Source organism: Cytobacillus sp. FSL R7-0680 (genome assembly GCF_038009245.1).
In the GTDB taxonomy this organism is placed as follows: Bacteria; Bacillota; Bacilli; order Bacillales; family Cytobacillaceae; genus Cytobacillus; species Cytobacillus kochii.
The window spans coordinates 2,239,724-2,255,198 of sequence record NZ_JBBPAO010000001.1 but is presented as its reverse complement, the minus strand read 5'-3'; the positions used below and the strand labels follow the sequence as shown (position 1 = coordinate 2,255,198).

General features: G+C 40.8%; 17 protein-coding genes and 1 tRNA gene. 17 read left to right on the top strand and 1 reads right to left on the bottom strand.

The features are described from left to right. Nucleotides 1-57: 57 nt before the first annotated feature. The 8 genes from recQ to MKY26_RS11215 all read left to right on the top strand — a co-directional run bounded on the left by recQ (nucleotide 58) and on the right by MKY26_RS11215 (nucleotide 7,841). Complete coding sequence (gene recQ, locus MKY26_RS11250; RefSeq protein ID WP_307312696.1) at nucleotides 58-2,202, top strand: DNA helicase RecQ; 2,145 nt, start codon at nucleotides 58-60, stop codon at nucleotides 2,200-2,202. A gap of 115 nt (nucleotides 2,203-2,317) precedes the next feature. After that, nucleotides 2,318-3,388, top strand: coding sequence for a GerMN domain-containing protein (locus tag MKY26_RS11245; protein WP_095372356.1), 1,071 nt, complete (start codon nucleotides 2,318-2,320; stop codon nucleotides 3,386-3,388). Nucleotides 3,389-3,489: 101 nt separating this feature from the next. Further along, nucleotides 3,490-4,083: an XTP/dITP diphosphatase gene (locus tag MKY26_RS11240; protein WP_095372357.1), complete on the top strand. Its 594-nt coding sequence runs from the start codon at nucleotides 3,490-3,492 to the stop codon at nucleotides 4,081-4,083. 13 nt (nucleotides 4,084-4,096) lie between these two features. Then, a complete protein-coding gene (locus MKY26_RS11235) occupies nucleotides 4,097-4,609 on the top strand; it encodes a metallophosphoesterase (RefSeq protein WP_095372358.1) in 513 nt (170 codons plus the stop codon). Nucleotides 4,610-4,718: 109 nt separating this feature from the next. Continuing rightward, a tRNA-Arg gene (locus tag MKY26_RS11230) sits at nucleotides 4,719-4,795 on the top strand. Nucleotides 4,796-4,913: 118 nt separating this feature from the next. Beyond that, entirely contained in the window at nucleotides 4,914-5,891 is a 978-nt protein-coding gene (locus MKY26_RS11225) for a tyrosine-type recombinase/integrase (protein WP_341056688.1), read from the top strand. Nucleotides 5,892-6,049: 158 nt separating this feature from the next. After that, entirely contained in the window at nucleotides 6,050-6,799 is a 750-nt protein-coding gene (locus tag MKY26_RS11220; RefSeq protein WP_341097288.1) for a helix-turn-helix domain-containing protein, read from the top strand. A 499-nt stretch (nucleotides 6,800-7,298) separates the two neighbouring features. After that, nucleotides 7,299-7,841: a site-specific integrase gene (locus MKY26_RS11215; protein WP_341097286.1), complete on the top strand. Its 543-nt coding sequence runs from the start codon at nucleotides 7,299-7,301 to the stop codon at nucleotides 7,839-7,841. Nucleotides 7,842-8,271: 430 nt separating this feature from the next. Here the strand turns inward: MKY26_RS11215 and MKY26_RS11210 are convergent, their stop codons facing one another. Next, nucleotides 8,272-8,589 carry a helix-turn-helix domain-containing protein gene (locus MKY26_RS11210; protein WP_341097280.1) on the bottom strand — a complete coding sequence of 106 codons (318 nt, stop codon included), beginning with the start codon at nucleotides 8,587-8,589 and terminating at the stop codon, nucleotides 8,272-8,274. Between the two features lie 211 nt (nucleotides 8,590-8,800). Between MKY26_RS11210 and MKY26_RS11205 the strand changes: the two genes are divergently transcribed. The 9 genes from MKY26_RS11205 to MKY26_RS11165 all read left to right on the top strand — a co-directional run bounded on the left by MKY26_RS11205 (nucleotide 8,801) and on the right by MKY26_RS11165 (nucleotide 15,054). Beyond that, complete coding sequence (locus MKY26_RS11205) at nucleotides 8,801-9,067, top strand: hypothetical protein (RefSeq protein WP_341097276.1); 267 nt, start codon at nucleotides 8,801-8,803, stop codon at nucleotides 9,065-9,067. Next, entirely contained in the window at nucleotides 9,052-9,288 is a 237-nt protein-coding gene (locus MKY26_RS11200) for a hypothetical protein (RefSeq protein WP_341097273.1), read from the top strand. Before MKY26_RS11205 ends, MKY26_RS11200 begins: the two co-directional genes overlap by 16 nt. Before the next feature lie 547 nt (nucleotides 9,289-9,835). After that, nucleotides 9,836-10,414 carry a DUF3102 domain-containing protein gene (locus MKY26_RS11195; RefSeq protein WP_341097269.1) on the top strand — a complete coding sequence of 193 codons (579 nt, stop codon included), beginning with the start codon at nucleotides 9,836-9,838 and terminating at the stop codon, nucleotides 10,412-10,414. Between the two features lie 362 nt (nucleotides 10,415-10,776). Next, nucleotides 10,777-11,649, top strand: coding sequence for a helix-turn-helix domain-containing protein (locus tag MKY26_RS11190; RefSeq protein WP_341097266.1), 873 nt, complete (start codon nucleotides 10,777-10,779; stop codon nucleotides 11,647-11,649). Between the two features lie 247 nt (nucleotides 11,650-11,896). After that, nucleotides 11,897-13,099 carry a hypothetical protein gene (locus MKY26_RS11185; RefSeq protein WP_341097260.1) on the top strand — a complete coding sequence of 401 codons (1,203 nt, stop codon included), beginning with the start codon at nucleotides 11,897-11,899 and terminating at the stop codon, nucleotides 13,097-13,099. A gap of 20 nt (nucleotides 13,100-13,119) precedes the next feature. Continuing rightward, on the top strand, nucleotides 13,120-13,866 hold the full coding sequence (locus tag MKY26_RS11180; RefSeq protein WP_341097256.1) for a hypothetical protein: 747 nt from the start codon (nucleotides 13,120-13,122) through the stop codon (nucleotides 13,864-13,866). Between the two features lie 38 nt (nucleotides 13,867-13,904). Then, nucleotides 13,905-14,123 (top strand): helix-turn-helix transcriptional regulator, encoded by a 219-nt coding sequence (locus tag MKY26_RS11175; RefSeq protein WP_341097253.1) that lies wholly within the window; start codon nucleotides 13,905-13,907, stop codon nucleotides 14,121-14,123. 55 nt (nucleotides 14,124-14,178) lie between these two features. Beyond that, on the top strand, nucleotides 14,179-14,481 hold the full coding sequence (locus MKY26_RS11170; protein WP_341097245.1) for a hypothetical protein: 303 nt from the start codon (nucleotides 14,179-14,181) through the stop codon (nucleotides 14,479-14,481). Between the two features lie 12 nt (nucleotides 14,482-14,493). After that, nucleotides 14,494-15,054 carry an HNH endonuclease gene (locus MKY26_RS11165; RefSeq protein ID WP_341097242.1) on the top strand — a complete coding sequence of 187 codons (561 nt, stop codon included), beginning with the start codon at nucleotides 14,494-14,496 and terminating at the stop codon, nucleotides 15,052-15,054. Nucleotides 15,055-15,475 lie beyond the last annotated feature (421 nt).

The window sequence follows — 15,475 nt, the reverse complement described above, 5'->3', positions numbered from 1 at the left end:
AAACGATATGCGTTATGCTTTTAAATATATATCAATAAGAATGAGGTGAGGATGGATATGCAAACAGCAGAGGAGCATTTGCAGAAGTATTTCGGTTATACAAGTTTTCGACCAGGTCAAAAAGATATTATTTACAATTTAAATCATGGCCACAACGTACTTGGCATTCTACCAACTGGCGGTGGTAAATCACTCTCCTTCCAAATTCCCGCACTTATGAATGACGGTGTGACGATCGTTATCTCCCCTTTAATTTCACTAATGAAAGACCAAGTAGATGCCCTTCTTGAAGCAGGAATTCCTGCAGCCTATATGAATAGTAGTCTTTCTTACAAGGAATATTCGGAAACAGAAGAGCGACTGTTGGCAGGGGAATATAAGCTTGTCTACATAGCTCCGGAACGTCTGGAGTCAATGGAGTTTCTAACGATTATGGAGAAGATTCATTTATCAATGATTGTCTTTGATGAGGCGCATTGTATTTCTCAATGGGGGCATGATTTTAGACCGAGTTATCGATCGGTAGTGGACAGGATTTTCTCTCTTACTGAAACGCCTGTAATTGCTGCATTAACAGCGACAGCGACGAAAAATGTAGAAGAAGATATAAGTCGCTTATTGCATATAGAAAAAGAACATATTTTTGTTACAGGCTTTGCCCGAACGAACCTTTCTTTTCAAGTGTTAAAAGGAAGAGATAAGCGCAAGTATTTAGAAGCCTATGTTTCCAGTAGAAAAGAAGAATCAGGTATTATCTATACTTCTAGCAGAAAACAAACCGATCAATTATATGAACATTTTCTAAAGAAAGGTTATAAAGTTGAAAGATACCATGCTGGTCTTTCTGAGGATAATCGTAAACACTCTCAAGAAAAATTTGTCCATGATCAAGTGACGTTGATGATTGCTACCAATGCGTTTGGGATGGGGATAGATAAACCGGATGTGCGTTATGTGGTGCACTATAATATGCCACGAAACATCGAAGCTTATTATCAAGAAGCCGGAAGAGCAGGGCGAGATGGGGAAGAAAGTGAATGTATTTTACTTTACTCACCTCAAGATATTCTCCTACAAAAATTTTTAATAGAAAAGAGCGAGCTGTCAACAAGCCTTCGCGAGCAAGAATATGAAAAACTAAGGCAGATGACGAATTATTGTCATACGGAAAGTTGCTTGCAATCCTATATTGTCGCTTATTTTGCCAATCAAGATGTATCGTCATGTAATAAATGTTCGAACTGTTTAGATGAAAGACAATCTGTTGACATTACGAATGAAGCGATGATGATTTTCTCGTGTATTAAACGAATGGGAGAGCGTTTTGGCGTTAAGCTAACAGCTCAAGTGTTAAAAGGGTCCGCGAATAAGCGGATTAAGCAATTGTCTTTTCATACACTTACGACATATGGGCTTATGAAAGAAAAAACGGAAAAGCAAATTGTTGATATGATTAATTATTTACTTGCTGAAGGCTATCTTTCTATGACAGATGGACAATATCCGACCGTTACTTTAGCTGATGAAGCTATCCCGGTTTTAAAAAGAGAAGCCCAAGTATCTATGAAAATCTCTGAAGATAAAGAGCTAGAAGAACGTCCAGCTGGTGAAGAAAATAGCGAGTTATTTGCTATCTTAAGAGAGTTAAGAAAAAACTTAGCGCAAGAACAAGGTGTACCGCCCTATGTCGTTTTTGCTGATACAGCGTTAAAAGAAATGTGCACTTATTTCCCTACTACTAAAGAAGCGATGTTATCGATTAAAGGTGTTGGTGAAATGAAGTATAGTAAATATGGGGAAGCATTTCTAGAAGAGATAAAAGTTTTTACTGAAAAAAATAACATCGAGGTCAAAGAGCAACACTATGTGAAGACACCACCAGTAAATAAAAAAGCGGCTGAAGGGACAGGAAGTCATATCCATTCATATGAAGCCTTTCTATTAGGTAAAACGATTTCGGAGATTGCTAGAGAGCGTTCTTTTTCACCGATAACGATTCAAAATCATATTTTTAGAGCGGTAGCAGAGGGCCATCCGATTGACTGGGATCAAGTTTTCAATGAGCAGGTAGAAGAGGAAGTACTTGTAGCTGCAGATAAAGTCGGTGTAGAAAAGTTAAGACCGATTAAAGATGAAATCAATGATGATACAATTGATTACTTTCAAATTAAGGCTGTTCTAACGAAACATCGTTTTGTTTGAATACGCTTTGTCCAAATTTGTCTAAAAGAATAGAAGACTTTCTTTCCTAAAGGCGGTCTATTTTGTAAATAGGCTCGTATACATGTAGTACAAACTGTCTTAGGAGGGAAAGGTTATGTCTTTAAATAAAAAAGCGACCATCGCAGTGTCCGCTGTATTAGTTTCATCTGCTTTGTTATCAGGTTGTGGATTATTTGGTGGAGAGGAGAAAGAGAAAATTGACCCACCGAGTGAAATGTCCATTAATAACGAAGATGCCAATGTAGAGACAGAAGAGACGACTGGTGAGGAAAGTGGAGCTGCTGATGAAGCGGCAGAAACAACAACGATTCCAACAGAATTATACTTAATTGACAATAATGGTTATGTTGTATCACAAACATTAGATTTACCAAGTACGAATTCTGTTGCTAAACAAGCGTTAGAATATTTAGTGGTAGATGGAAAAGTAACTGAACTCTTACCAAATAATTTCCGTGCAGTCTTACCAGCAGATACAAAAATGACGGTTGATGTGAAAGATAAAGTGGCTCATGTTGATTTTTCTAAGGAATTTGCTGAGTATAATCCAGAAGATGAAGCAAGAATCCTGCAATCAGTCACATGGACATTGACCCAATTCGATGAAATAGAACAAGTGAAATTGAGTATAAATGGGAATGCGATTAAAGAAATGCCAGTCAATGGTACACCGATTGGCGAAGAAGTAAGTCGTTCTATCGGTATCAATTATGATAACTCTGTTGTCACAGATATTACAAATACAAAACCAGTTACCGTTTATTACATGGGTGGCGAAGAAGATGCTAAATACTTTGTTCCAGTAACAAAAAGAGTGTCTAATAATGTCGACAATAACGTGACGGCAATCATTGATGAGTTAGGGAATCCTTCTTTAGGATCTAAACTTTCTGCCGTCTTACCAAGTGAAGTTGCTTTATTAGGTGAACCTAAAGTAGAAGATGGAACGATTACGCTCGATTTCGATGAATCGATTTTCTCTAGTGGGGAAGAAAATGTCATTAACGAGAATGTATTAAAAGTTTTAGCGTTATCACTTACAGAACAAGCAGAAGTGGAATCTGTTGCTGTTACAGTGAATGGCGAGGCTGATTTACTTGATGAAGATGGCGAAAAGCTAGAGCCTGTTTCAAGACCTGAAAGTGTGAATACAGGTAGCTATTAATTGGTATCACCATCCTTTTATAGTAAAATGAGAAGAGTGAGGAAAGGGGCCTCCTCTTCTCTTTATTTTTTATGACGAACATAAAAGGAAGGAAACGCTATATGTCTGAGATTATTATTGCGACAAAGAATAAAGGCAAAGCAGAAGAATTTAAAAAAATGTTTGCATCACTCGGTTATGAAGTGAAAACATTACATGATTATCCTGATATGCCAGATGTGGAAGAAACGGGTACGACTTTTGAAGCAAATGCCGTTTTAAAAGCAGAAGAGATTTCGCGCTTAATGAATCGACCGGTGATTGCTGATGATTCCGGATTATCAATTGATGCACTTGAAGGACGCCCAGGAATATTTTCCGCTCGTTATGCAGGGGAAGATAAAAATGATGAAGCGAATATAGATAAAGTACTTGAAGAAATGAAACATGTACCGGAAGAGAAGCGGGATGCTCGGTTTTATTGTGCACTTGCGGTAGCTATCCCTGGAAAGAAAACATACACCGTTTCGGGGACATGTGAAGGTAAAATTCTTTATGCACGAAAAGGAACAAATGGCTTTGGTTATGATCCCATCTTTTGGGCGAATGCAAAGAATAAGGCGATGGCAGAGTTAACATCAGAAGAAAAAGCAGCCATTAGCCATAGAGGACAAGCATTAAAGCAATTAGAAAAAGATCTTCCAACTATTCTTTAAGGAGGAGGATAACATGAAGTTACTCATCGTTAGTGACAGCCACGGTGATGGTGACATCCTGCAAGAACTAAAAGTACGTCACAGTCAAAATGTCGACTATATGATTCATTGTGGGGACTCTGAATTAAGTAGTGACCAAGCTGAAATCACTGGATATGTCGCTGTGAGAGGGAATTGCGATGCCGATGCTCGCTTTAAAAACGAAGAACTAATAGATACGGATAACGGCAAAGTATGGATTACACATGGTCATCTATATGGCGTAAAATCGTCTTTATTAGGTTTAAGCTTAAGAGCAAAAGAAGTAGCTGCACGTATTGTGTGCTTTGGTCATTCGCATCAACTGGGGGCTGAAATGGTAGATCAAATCCTTTATCTTAATCCAAATAGTATCTCGCTTCCAAGGCAGCCGAAAGAAAAAACATATATGATGGTAAATTGGACAGTGGAAAAAGTGGTCGTTTCCATTTGGACAAGAGACGGTGTCGAGCTCGAGGAATGGCAGCAATCCTTTTCGTTTGCGTAGCCAGAGAACTGCTATTATTACAGCAGTTCTCTGCCAATTATAAATTTATTTAAAAATTAATTGACACTTCAGTTTATCCTGCGTATAATAAATATTGTCTTGATATTAAGTCCCAGTAGCTCAGCAGGATAGAGCAACAGCCTTCTAAGCTGTCGGTCGGGAGTTCGAATCTCTCCTGGGACGCCATTAGCTACATATTTATCTACCACTAAATGGGCGCAAGCCCCGTTATATAAGCCTTCTAGGGCGTCAGTTGATACGGTCAATGATTCGATCAACGGACGCACTAGGAGGCTTATTTTTTATGACAAAACGAAAACCATCGCTAACGGTTCGTCAGGATTTATCTGATATTTTTGACGCGCCGCCTCAAATTACAACACCTCAACGACCGGAAGGCTTTCCGATTCAAAACGCATTAGCCGTAGTTATTCGCCAAATGGAGGCGTCTGGCCTTCGTGAACGAACAATCAGTGACTATGAACTTCACGTTAATCATTTTATACAAATTACCGGCGTTAGCGTTATGGAAGAATTAAACGCCGAGAAAATTTACGCTTGGTTATCGTCTATGAAAGTCAGTAACCAAACGAAACTCACGCGTCTAAAGTGTCTAAAGGCGTTTTTGTCTAAGTGCTTCATTAACGGGTGGCTTACGCATAATTTTTGGCACAACATTAAAATTCGTGTGGACACGCCAGTTAAAGAGGGCGCAACCGACCGAGAAGTTAAGATACTGCTTGCGATGTTAGACCTAACAAAATTCGTCGAGCTTCGAGATGCAGCTGCGATTTTACTTATGTATCAAACGGGCATCCGTGTTGGTACACTTGCACAACTACGAGAAGACCACGTAAAAGTCGCTAGTCGTCTGCTCATGGTGGACGGTGGCATCGTTAAAAACCACGAGTCTATTTATTTGCCAATTGACGATACGCTGGCCCGTCTATTGTCCGCATTGATCGAGCAGAATGCGCTTGTTAGAGAAGCCCAACGTACAAATAATGACTACTTGTTTTTATCGAAGAACGGCGGTGCCATCCAGACGAGTCCGAGTAATAACAATATAACGAAAAGGTTGTCTACTTACGCAAAAGAGTACGGACTGAAAAACATTAATCCGCACGCGCTCCGCCGGGGTTTTGCGAAGAATTTGCTGAAAAAAGGGGCTAACGTGGCTTTGATTTCAAAGGCGTTAGGTCATAGCGATTTATCGATTACAACTCGTTACCTTCATTTAGACAAAGACGAAGTAGCCGAGAGTTTACGAAAGTTTTTATAGACAAAAAAAAATAGCGCCGACTACGCCAAATAGTCGAACGCCCACACATAAACAGTTAATTACATATTATCGAAAAAAACGTAGTTAGTCAAGGTTGGTTAACTATGTCTTTGGAATCGAACATATGTACGGTGTGGCTCGCGCGGAAGGAAAACACGATGCACTATTTAATCGAATATAAAACGTTCCAATCAAAGCACGAAATGAATGAAGCCGTAGCCGAGCACCTTTCAGAGCACCGTTACGATTTGTCCGAAACTGATCGCACCGTTCTTAATACCATCGCCTGCTATTCAGTCAAATATGCCGGAGCCTCACATTTGAAGGCGGCTACATTGGCGAAGCTCGTTGGTAAAAGCGATAAGACTGTCCGTCGATCAATTAACCGCCTATGCGAGCTACGAATCATTCGCAAGGTAGTTATGATGCGCCCAGTGTCCGGAGGTAATGGTGCGAATATTATACAGATACTGCCGTTTGATGCCCGCAATGACCAACCGGAATCGTCCAACCGTGAAGAAGCCGTTAAGCCAGTCGTAGCAAGCGATAAGACGCCAATTAGCGAGAATAAACCTTTTAACTTTATTAATCAAAATAATATTATAAATAATACGTATTGCGCGCCTACGACGCCCTACGTTCGATTTAAGCAATCCGTTGCATACTATGTTAAAGACGCTAAGCTGACAAATAAACTATACGGCATATATCTCGCACATACTTCATTCCTCCGGAATTGCCACGAATCTATCGATCTATTAAACTGCGGAATTGAAGCCGTCATGACTACCTTTAAGGCGACTAAACGCAAGGCTATACGTAATATTACCGGTTATTATCATGGTGTGCTTGATCGCGTTCTAGACGGTCTGATGTACGCAGTTTTGCCGAGCATTGCCGAAGAATAAGAATATCTGTAGGGCATAGCGCTATTTATCAGGCGAAAGGCGCTGGCGCACGAGGGGGTCCGAAATCATCATGGTTGAGCTGCGCAAGGCTGATCGTTTATGCAGCTTTCTATGCAAGGTGATAGCGATGGATATAATTTACAAACGCTATTATAACGCGGTTTATAAGCCTGCATAAACGAACGCGTAGATTAATCGTAGAAAATATATGCAGAAGCGTTGATATAAAGCGATTTGTTCGAATGAATAAACGTAACAAAATGCGTTTGTGTTACATAATATATGCGCTTTGTTGAATGTGGTATGCAACGCGTTTGATGGGCGGGGGTACTCCGTCGCTGAGCGCTCTCACCTGGCATATTAACCTTATGCGAATCAACTTTTAACTCGGGGGGTAAAAAATGCGCTAGAAAATTTTTGAATTTCGGGGGTTGATTTATGCATACTTCCGTTATATAATTTACGTAACAAAACGAGAATAATCGGAGGTATGTTACGTATGAACACGGTTGAACCAATCCGCAGCAAGGCGGACATCGCACGCATGAAGAAGGCGCTAGGCAATCCACGCGACAAGCTGCTTTTTATCTTCGGCATTAATTCAGCACTACGTATATCGGATATATTGCAGCTAAAGGTCGGCGACGTGCGCGGCATGGATACGCTTGCAATCAAGGAGACCAAGACGCGCAAGTCTAAGCGATTTAAATTGAATCCAGCTATTAAGAAGGCCGTTCGTGAACTAGTGCCGGATGATGCCCCGGACGATGCACCGTTGTTTCCTTCGCGACGTGGCAACAACGCAATTAGTCGCGTTCAGGCTTGGCGGATTCTTAATGACGCGGCCAAACGAGTAGGTCTAGATATTGAAATAGGTACACATACGCTACGCAAAACAATGGCGTATCACGCTTATAAATCAGGCGTAGATATTGCGTTGTTGATGAACGTGCTGAATCATAGCAGCCAGCGCGAGACGTTGCGTTATATAGGGATTACGCAGGAGCAAGTTAATGGTGTGTTCGAGTCGATTAATTTGTAATGGCGCTTCCTGCTACCCGACATCGCTTTTACGCTTTTAATTGCGTAAAATTTTTAACGAGACTTACTCTCCCAAGGGTTTCAGCGTTTATTCCTTAAAAGAAAATAAGGGAGTTTTTAACCCCTGCGCCTTCATTCGGGTAAAAGACACCCCTCACTCGGCGCCAATATTCTTTCTAATTATTACCTTTCGCGAAAATAATATGCACTAGTAATCTCGGCAGACTGAAAGGATGCAAGGTTTTATCACTTACTATCGCGCTTCCGTTCGCCATACCTTTTACTATACCAATTAAAATTCCCATACAGAATTACGAAAAGAATAGGCGAAATGTCGACGCAGCAAGGCGCAAACAAGGCGCCGACTCTTCCGTTTAGGCGGAACTGTATTATATACAAAAGGTGCGCGACAACTAAAAAAAGCTTCCGATTTATTTCGGAGGCTCTTTTTCATTCTTCTCTTTTAAATACTCTCCTTGTTCCTTAACGGTGCTCATATTCCAAACTTCACTCTCTAGCTGCAACGTCATTAACTCTCTAATATCATCAATTTTCAATGCGGTGGCTATCCTACCTATATGATCGAGATTTAAGCGATCAACAAATCCGCGAGTTATCTGTGAAATAGCCGCAGGTCTTATTCCTGTTAATTCTGCTAATTCTTTTTGAGTCATTCCACGTTCCTTTAACACTACATCTAAACGTAGCTCAACGACTAATCTTTCATATTGCTCATCTTCTATGTTCATCAACTTATCACCTCTAAGACGTATTATACACGAAATTACGAAAAAGCGGAATTATTTTCATAATATGTATTGACGTAATTACGCATACACGTTATTATGTGTTTAAGATATAAATAAGGAGGCGTCAAAATGGGAATTTTATTTGCAACGGTTTGGTTTGCATGGGCTGGAATTGTATCTGCAGCATTTATCGGATGGGTGGTGAGCGACAATGATTAGGCGTGAGGATGTGACGTTCATTAATTCGACGGATAAAGAAATAATTCAAAATGTCGCCATCATTAGCGAAAGGATCACGGCGGAGAATGAAGGTGCTGGGTCCGTCAGCTTTACAGTGGCAAAGGAATCTATAGCGCAAGGAGTAAACGTCGACAGTCTGGCGGTTGTTGAGGAAAGCAAAGCGGTTGATTATAGTCGCGATTTACTGATTAATTTGATAATTAATGACGGAGGGGATTTACGGTGGAAAAAGTTATAGTACAATATGTTTATGGTGGGCAGATAGATAAAATGGACAACGAAAACGGCATTCTATTCCCAAACGGCAAAGTATTCGTGGCAGGCAACAGCGAAATCGGACTTTATAATGCAATAATTTCGGACAAGCAAGGCGTGGTCACGGTTGACCTGGATAACGGCGGCGAAGAGTATATGCGTCATGACCCAGAAGTGCTTATCGATTTACTGGCAGCAATTTAAATAAAACAACGTTCGTGCGGTTTAGGAGGCCGCATGAGCAGTCGGAGCAGGCTCGCAATGGAGCGGTGATAGTGGCAGATATCGTCGTTGTGTTCTGATTCTCCTTCGTCAAAGGTGGCTCGACTTTTATAGTCGGGCTTTTTGTCGTTGGTCCACAAATTAGCGAAAATGGTCTATTAGTAAGTAAGGGTTGTTCGAAAATGATATTCCGTATGTATCTCCTTATGAAAGACGAAAAAAGTTTAGGATTTTATGTCAGAAACTATTGCGAATTGCATTATATCTAGTAGATGCGAAAAAGTTTGCGCTTTTCCTGTCAGAAATTCGAGCTAGAATCGTTATTTAAAGTAAGGACGCGAAAATGTTTTCGTATTTTATGTCAGAAATTAAACGCTACTGCATCATATCTTATGAAAGCGAAAAAATTTCGTATTGACTGCGCGGTTTTTAAAGTTGGCGCTTATTATTATGTGAAGGCAATTTCGCATACGACAAAATCTACACAAGGCGATATATAACTTACGCAAATTTATGGAGGCGATAAACGATGGAAGAGAACGAAATTAAAGGCGGTGGTGCTACGTCTGCACTAAGCAGAGATATTAACGTACTTACAGCAGAAATTAAACTACTACTTCAACGTATTGAGGACGACGCGGTAGCTGTTGGACTGAGGTTTAAAAAAGTTAGAGACGAAGAATTAGCAGATAACAAATATGGTAATTGGGGGAAGTGGTGCTCGGAAGAGTTTTCGATGGATAGAAGCACTGCCAATAAGATAATAAAGGTATTCGAGACATTCGGAAATGGGGCGACGTCGCCTCGATTAGGGAAAGGGAAACTGTTTGAATTAATAGCATTGCCTTCGGGCGTTGACCCACTAGATTTCGTTGAACAACCGCACACAATCCCGTCAACAGGCGTAACAAAAACGGTAGATGAAATGACTGTCCGTGAGCTTCGCGAGGTTAAGAAGGCGCTCAAAGAGGCGGATGAAGCCCGCAAACAAGCCGAAGCACAACGGGATATGGCGTTGAGGGAATCGGATATATTACGCGACACGCTCGAATCTAGGGAGGATGTAGAGCCGGAGGTAAGGACGGAATATCCTGATGTTTTTGCTTAAAAAATATCCACTTTGCGAATGTCATCCGTTTTATATATTAGTAAGGATGCGCAGTAAGATAAGCGGGTGCGTCAAATAAATTAAGGGCGTAAATTTTGCGGAAAAGTGCGCGGAGGTAATTAAATTTTGCATTATATAAGTAAGGAGGAGATTATTTTAATTACTGTTGCGCGAAATTAGGTGTTATAAATGTATCTTTACTTATACAGGGAAATTGTCCGAAAGTTTAAGAACATGCGTCATTTGGTATGAAGGTAAATTGTCCGAAACGGGAAAGTCGCGCTTATTATATATTGAAGGGTGCGCGAAATGGAAATGAGCAGGGTACTATTTTATGAACAAACTTTTTGGAGGTGTCCCAAATGGCACAGCAAATTAAAATTGATCAAATTAAAGTTAAGCATTATCAAGTGTGGCCGGACATGAATGAAGAGGCGTTTAAAAGTTTAGTAGAAGATATTAAATCGAAAGAAATGGTAATCTATCCACTGTTACTTGACGAGGACTTCACCGTTTTGGACGGGCATCAACGATTAAAGGCAGCGAAATTACTAGGTTATACTGAACTTGATTGTTATGTTGCTCAGCCTTTGACAGAAGAGGAAAAACTTGAGCTGGCACATACATCTAACGCAACTGCTCGGTCAATATCTACGGCTGATAAAAAGAAACGAGCCAGGGAGCTTCGAGCGGAACAACGCTCCTATCGTCAGATTGCAGAATGGGTAGGCGTCAGCAAGTCGACTGTTGAACGTTGGTTAAAAGGTGTCCCAAGCGGGACAGGTAATCGCGTGAAAGGTTCGGACGGCAAGGAGTACCCTGCTAAGAAACCAAAGCGACATAAGGAAAGTAGCACGATAGATTCTGAGAAAGAACTGCGGACAGAGGTATCCGCCTTAGAGACGGAAATTGCTACGCTGAAAGGTAAGCTACAAGAAGCGTCTGCTGATAATAAGCGAAAGGATGACGAAATAAATCGCTTAACCAGGGCATTAAATACGGAGAAGGCAGCCAATGCGTTCTTTAGAGGAGGTGATAACGGTATGGAAATTTTTGCTTCGATGGTAGGGCTAGATGAAACTGCGTCGACAAGTGAGATAGATCGAGCGTTTAGAAAGGCTAGAGCGAAAGCGCATCCTGACAGCGGGGGGAATGAGTGGGTTTCGCAAAGATATAACGTTGGTTACGATTTATTCAAACGGTTATACATCAAAAACGGAAAAGCAACAGGCTGAAGCCTGGCAGTCACTAACGTTCCTGCAGATATTCATACTTTCGCGAAAGGTTTATTAATTAGTATATTGGCGTTATTTATGAACAGAGTGAATAAATGGCGCAAGGGTTTAAAACTACGTACTTTTTCTTTTAAGGAAGAGGCGCTACAAACCGCGGTATATCAACGTTTCTACGAAATTTTACGCAATTAAAAGCGTAAAAACGATGTCGGGTAGCGTCAACTTTAAACAAATCGGAGGGGTAAATGTGGAAAAAATCAACGTGATAGATAGTGTGATGGGTAGTGGAAAGACGTCGTGGGCAATTCAATATATGAACGAAGCTGATAAATTAGAGCGATTTATCTATATAACTCCGTTTTTGTCGGAAGTGAAACGGATAAAGGAAGGGGTGGTAGCGCGGGATTTCATCGAACCTAACAACGCTAACCATGAAGGACGCAAACTTAGAAGTTTAAAAGATTTGATTGTTCAAGGACGCGATATTGTTTCCACTCACTCACTTTTCCAAGCTGCCGACGATGAGCTAATCGAGTTGCTGACAGACTCCGGTTATACGCTTATCTTGGACGAGGTAATGGACGTAATTGAACCTGTTAACGTCAAGGCAAGCGATATAAAGAAGCTTGAGTCTAGCAGAGATATAAAGATAGAAAATAATAAAGTTATTTGGACGGGTGATCCAAACGACGACAGCCGTTACTCAGATATTCGGCTACTAGCACAGGCGGGCAATCTATTTTATTACCGCGGCAAATTTCTAGTTTGGGCGTTTCCGCCTGCGGTGTTTAGGGCGCTAAGTGCGGTGTATGTTATGACGTATTTATTTGATGGAAGTTTACAGCGGAATTATTACGATATGTTTGAGTTTGAGTACGATTACCACGCGGTCAAATTAAACGGTGATAAGTATGAATTAATCGATTACGACATAAAAGCAGAAAAAAGAGATGAGTTATTTGCGCTCATAGATTTATATGATGGCAAGCTGAATGATGTAGGCAACCGTAAAAACGCGTTGAGCGCGTCTTATTTAAGGAATGCTGATGTAGATATGCTTAAACCATTACGCAACAACACTTATAACTTCTTTTATAATATCGCGAAAGTTAAGAAGAGTGAGGCTTACTATTCTACGTTAAAAGAGGTAGAGACTCCATTAGCGCCCAGAAGTTACAAAGGTAGCGCAATACCTATCAACGCGAGAGCAACTAATGACTACTCAGAAGCAAGAGCGATTGCTTACCTTTTCAACAGATACCCAAATCCGCACGTAAAGGCGTTCTTTCAGGATAATAACGTAACTGTTAACGAGGATTTACTCGCAGTCGGGGATTTATTGCAATGGATATGGCGCTCACGGATAAGAAATGGCGAGCCTATTCAAGCGTATATTCCGTCTAGTCGTATGAGAAAGTTATTGGAAGCCTGGGCAAAATACGAAATCTAAAAACAAGGGAGAGGATGTTATTGAAAAGAGCCAATTCACCATTATACGACCTAAGAATGAAGTATGAGAGAGCGAATCAAACAGACGTAGAGGCACTGAATCGCGATGTTAGTAGATACCTAGAAAAGGAGCCGGAACCATCGAAAACAAAACTTGCACTACTTGGCGGCATCTATTTCATGGTGGGCGAGAACCTTGAGCGGGAAGTTATCAAACGAAGGACTCGCGCAGAATGGGCGGAGCTAGAACGCCAGTATGTTCATAAATCAACGTTTACCTTGCCGGACTTGGTCGACTATCTACTAACTCGTTTAGAACGCGGTAAGCTAACTCGCGGACAGTACTCAGTCGAGAGAGCGAAGTACAAACCGTGTGACCATCGATTTTGTCTTGACTACTTTATTCCGCGTCGTAAGGATCAGAAGTTTTGTTCGGATGATTGCAGAAAACGTGAGCACGAATCGTTAGCGAATTTTAATAAGACGGGAACTTACTTGCCGCCTAGCGCTTACAACGAAGCTAGACAAGCAGAAAAAGACGACGCCTATTTTAAGCATGAGCGTTTATTTCAGCCTGAAACATTACTGGAAATAGGGGCTAAATCAGAGACATATAAGGGATATCGCGATAGGGAAACGGTAGAGAGAAGAGATCGTGCAAGTTTGATAGAAAAAGAAGCTAAATTATATGAAAAAGTAGTAGGAATATGTCGTGAAAGCGTCCAAGAAACCCCGTTAAATATAAGAATGGGCAAGGAAGCCCGTTAATTTTTTGTTCTAATGTAAATAAAAAGGAGGTTTTAATAGTGGATGCTAGAAAAGCGAAATCAATTAGGTATTATCTCGGTGAATCGCAGGAAGAATTTGCGGGCAGACTTGGAGTCTCGACATCGACCGTCTGTGCTATCGAGAAAGGGACACGTGGTATTTCCGACCTAATGCGTGCCAAACTTGCGAAAATTGAAATGGGATTTACCGATGAGTTTTATCATTTTTATAATCAATTCTCAAAAAACTCCGTATAATATCCATTTTATTTTATCGTCAATATTATTATAAGTTTTATAAGGGGGATTGTCAATGTATTTGAAACAAAAAATTGAACGAATTGATCCGGCGGTTTTTACAGCCGAGACAACATTCACGGATAAGGCTGGAAATGTGATTGTAAGGAGTCGAACATACGAAAGATGCAATTCGATTTACGCTGCCTATAAGTCGTTAGTATTCGCATTATATGACGTAGAAGATTGCGAAGTTAAGTTTACAACTAATCATCGCCAATTAAACCGAGAGCTTTTCGAAGAGAAAAATAAAAATACAACACTTGCAAATATGCTTGACGATGTGTTGGCGAAAAACAACATCAAATTAATTCAATAGGGGGAACCGTTAATGACGATTGTAATTGATAATGAGCCGAAAAGAATGTGTTTTAAATGTGAGCAAGTGAAGCTAAATACTGAATTTTACAGAGAAGGGAGACCTTACTGTAAAGAGTGCGAGCGTACGGATGCTGCAAAAAGGATGCGAGAATACAACGGTACCCTTAGAGGAAAGGCTAGCCAGGCGCTTCAATCAAGTCATAAAACTATTAAAAAGCAAGGCTATGAAGTTTTAGACGACCTAACCGTCGAGCAGATTATTGAAGTATTTGAGTTTTTTGACGGCGTGTGTGCATATTGCGAGGGTAAGTTCGAACAATCACAGCTATCCATGGACCACATCATTCCATTAAGTAAAGGCGGTGCGAATACGCAGTCGAACATCGTTGTTGCATGTCAGAGCTGCAATAAACGGAAGCACGATAGGGAGATACGCGCTCGATTTGCTAAAGAAAAGCACGACGAAATCCATAGGTACATTAAGTTTGTTAGTGGCGATGAATCGCTGGTGAATGAACTAGAAGAAGTAGTTTTAAAGATGATTTCAGAAAAAGAGAGGGAATCCAAATGAACAGCGACCAGAGAGAAAGTAAGCTACCAACCTATTACGACGATTGGTATACGCCTTTTGTGCAATATTTCGTCAACAATACGGAAGGCTTCGAGCACTTGATCAGACCGCGCAAACGATGGCGGAGGCCTAAAGGAGTGGTTAACTATAGAAAGAGTATTTTACGTAACGGCAATCAAAACGGACGTAGCAACCGGAATAGGAATCGCCGAGCATCCTGACGATGAAACAGTTTATATCGCGAGCCTATATTTCGATGGGAAACTATCGCGAACGGCAACGTTTAACGCCTGGAATCAGCATATAAACAACCGACTAGAGCCGGGCGACAAAGCAATGATTTTTACGAATGATATCAGCGCAAAATCTGATCGCCGATTCAAATGGCCTAATCATAAGTCGATAGTTATTCGCGATAAGG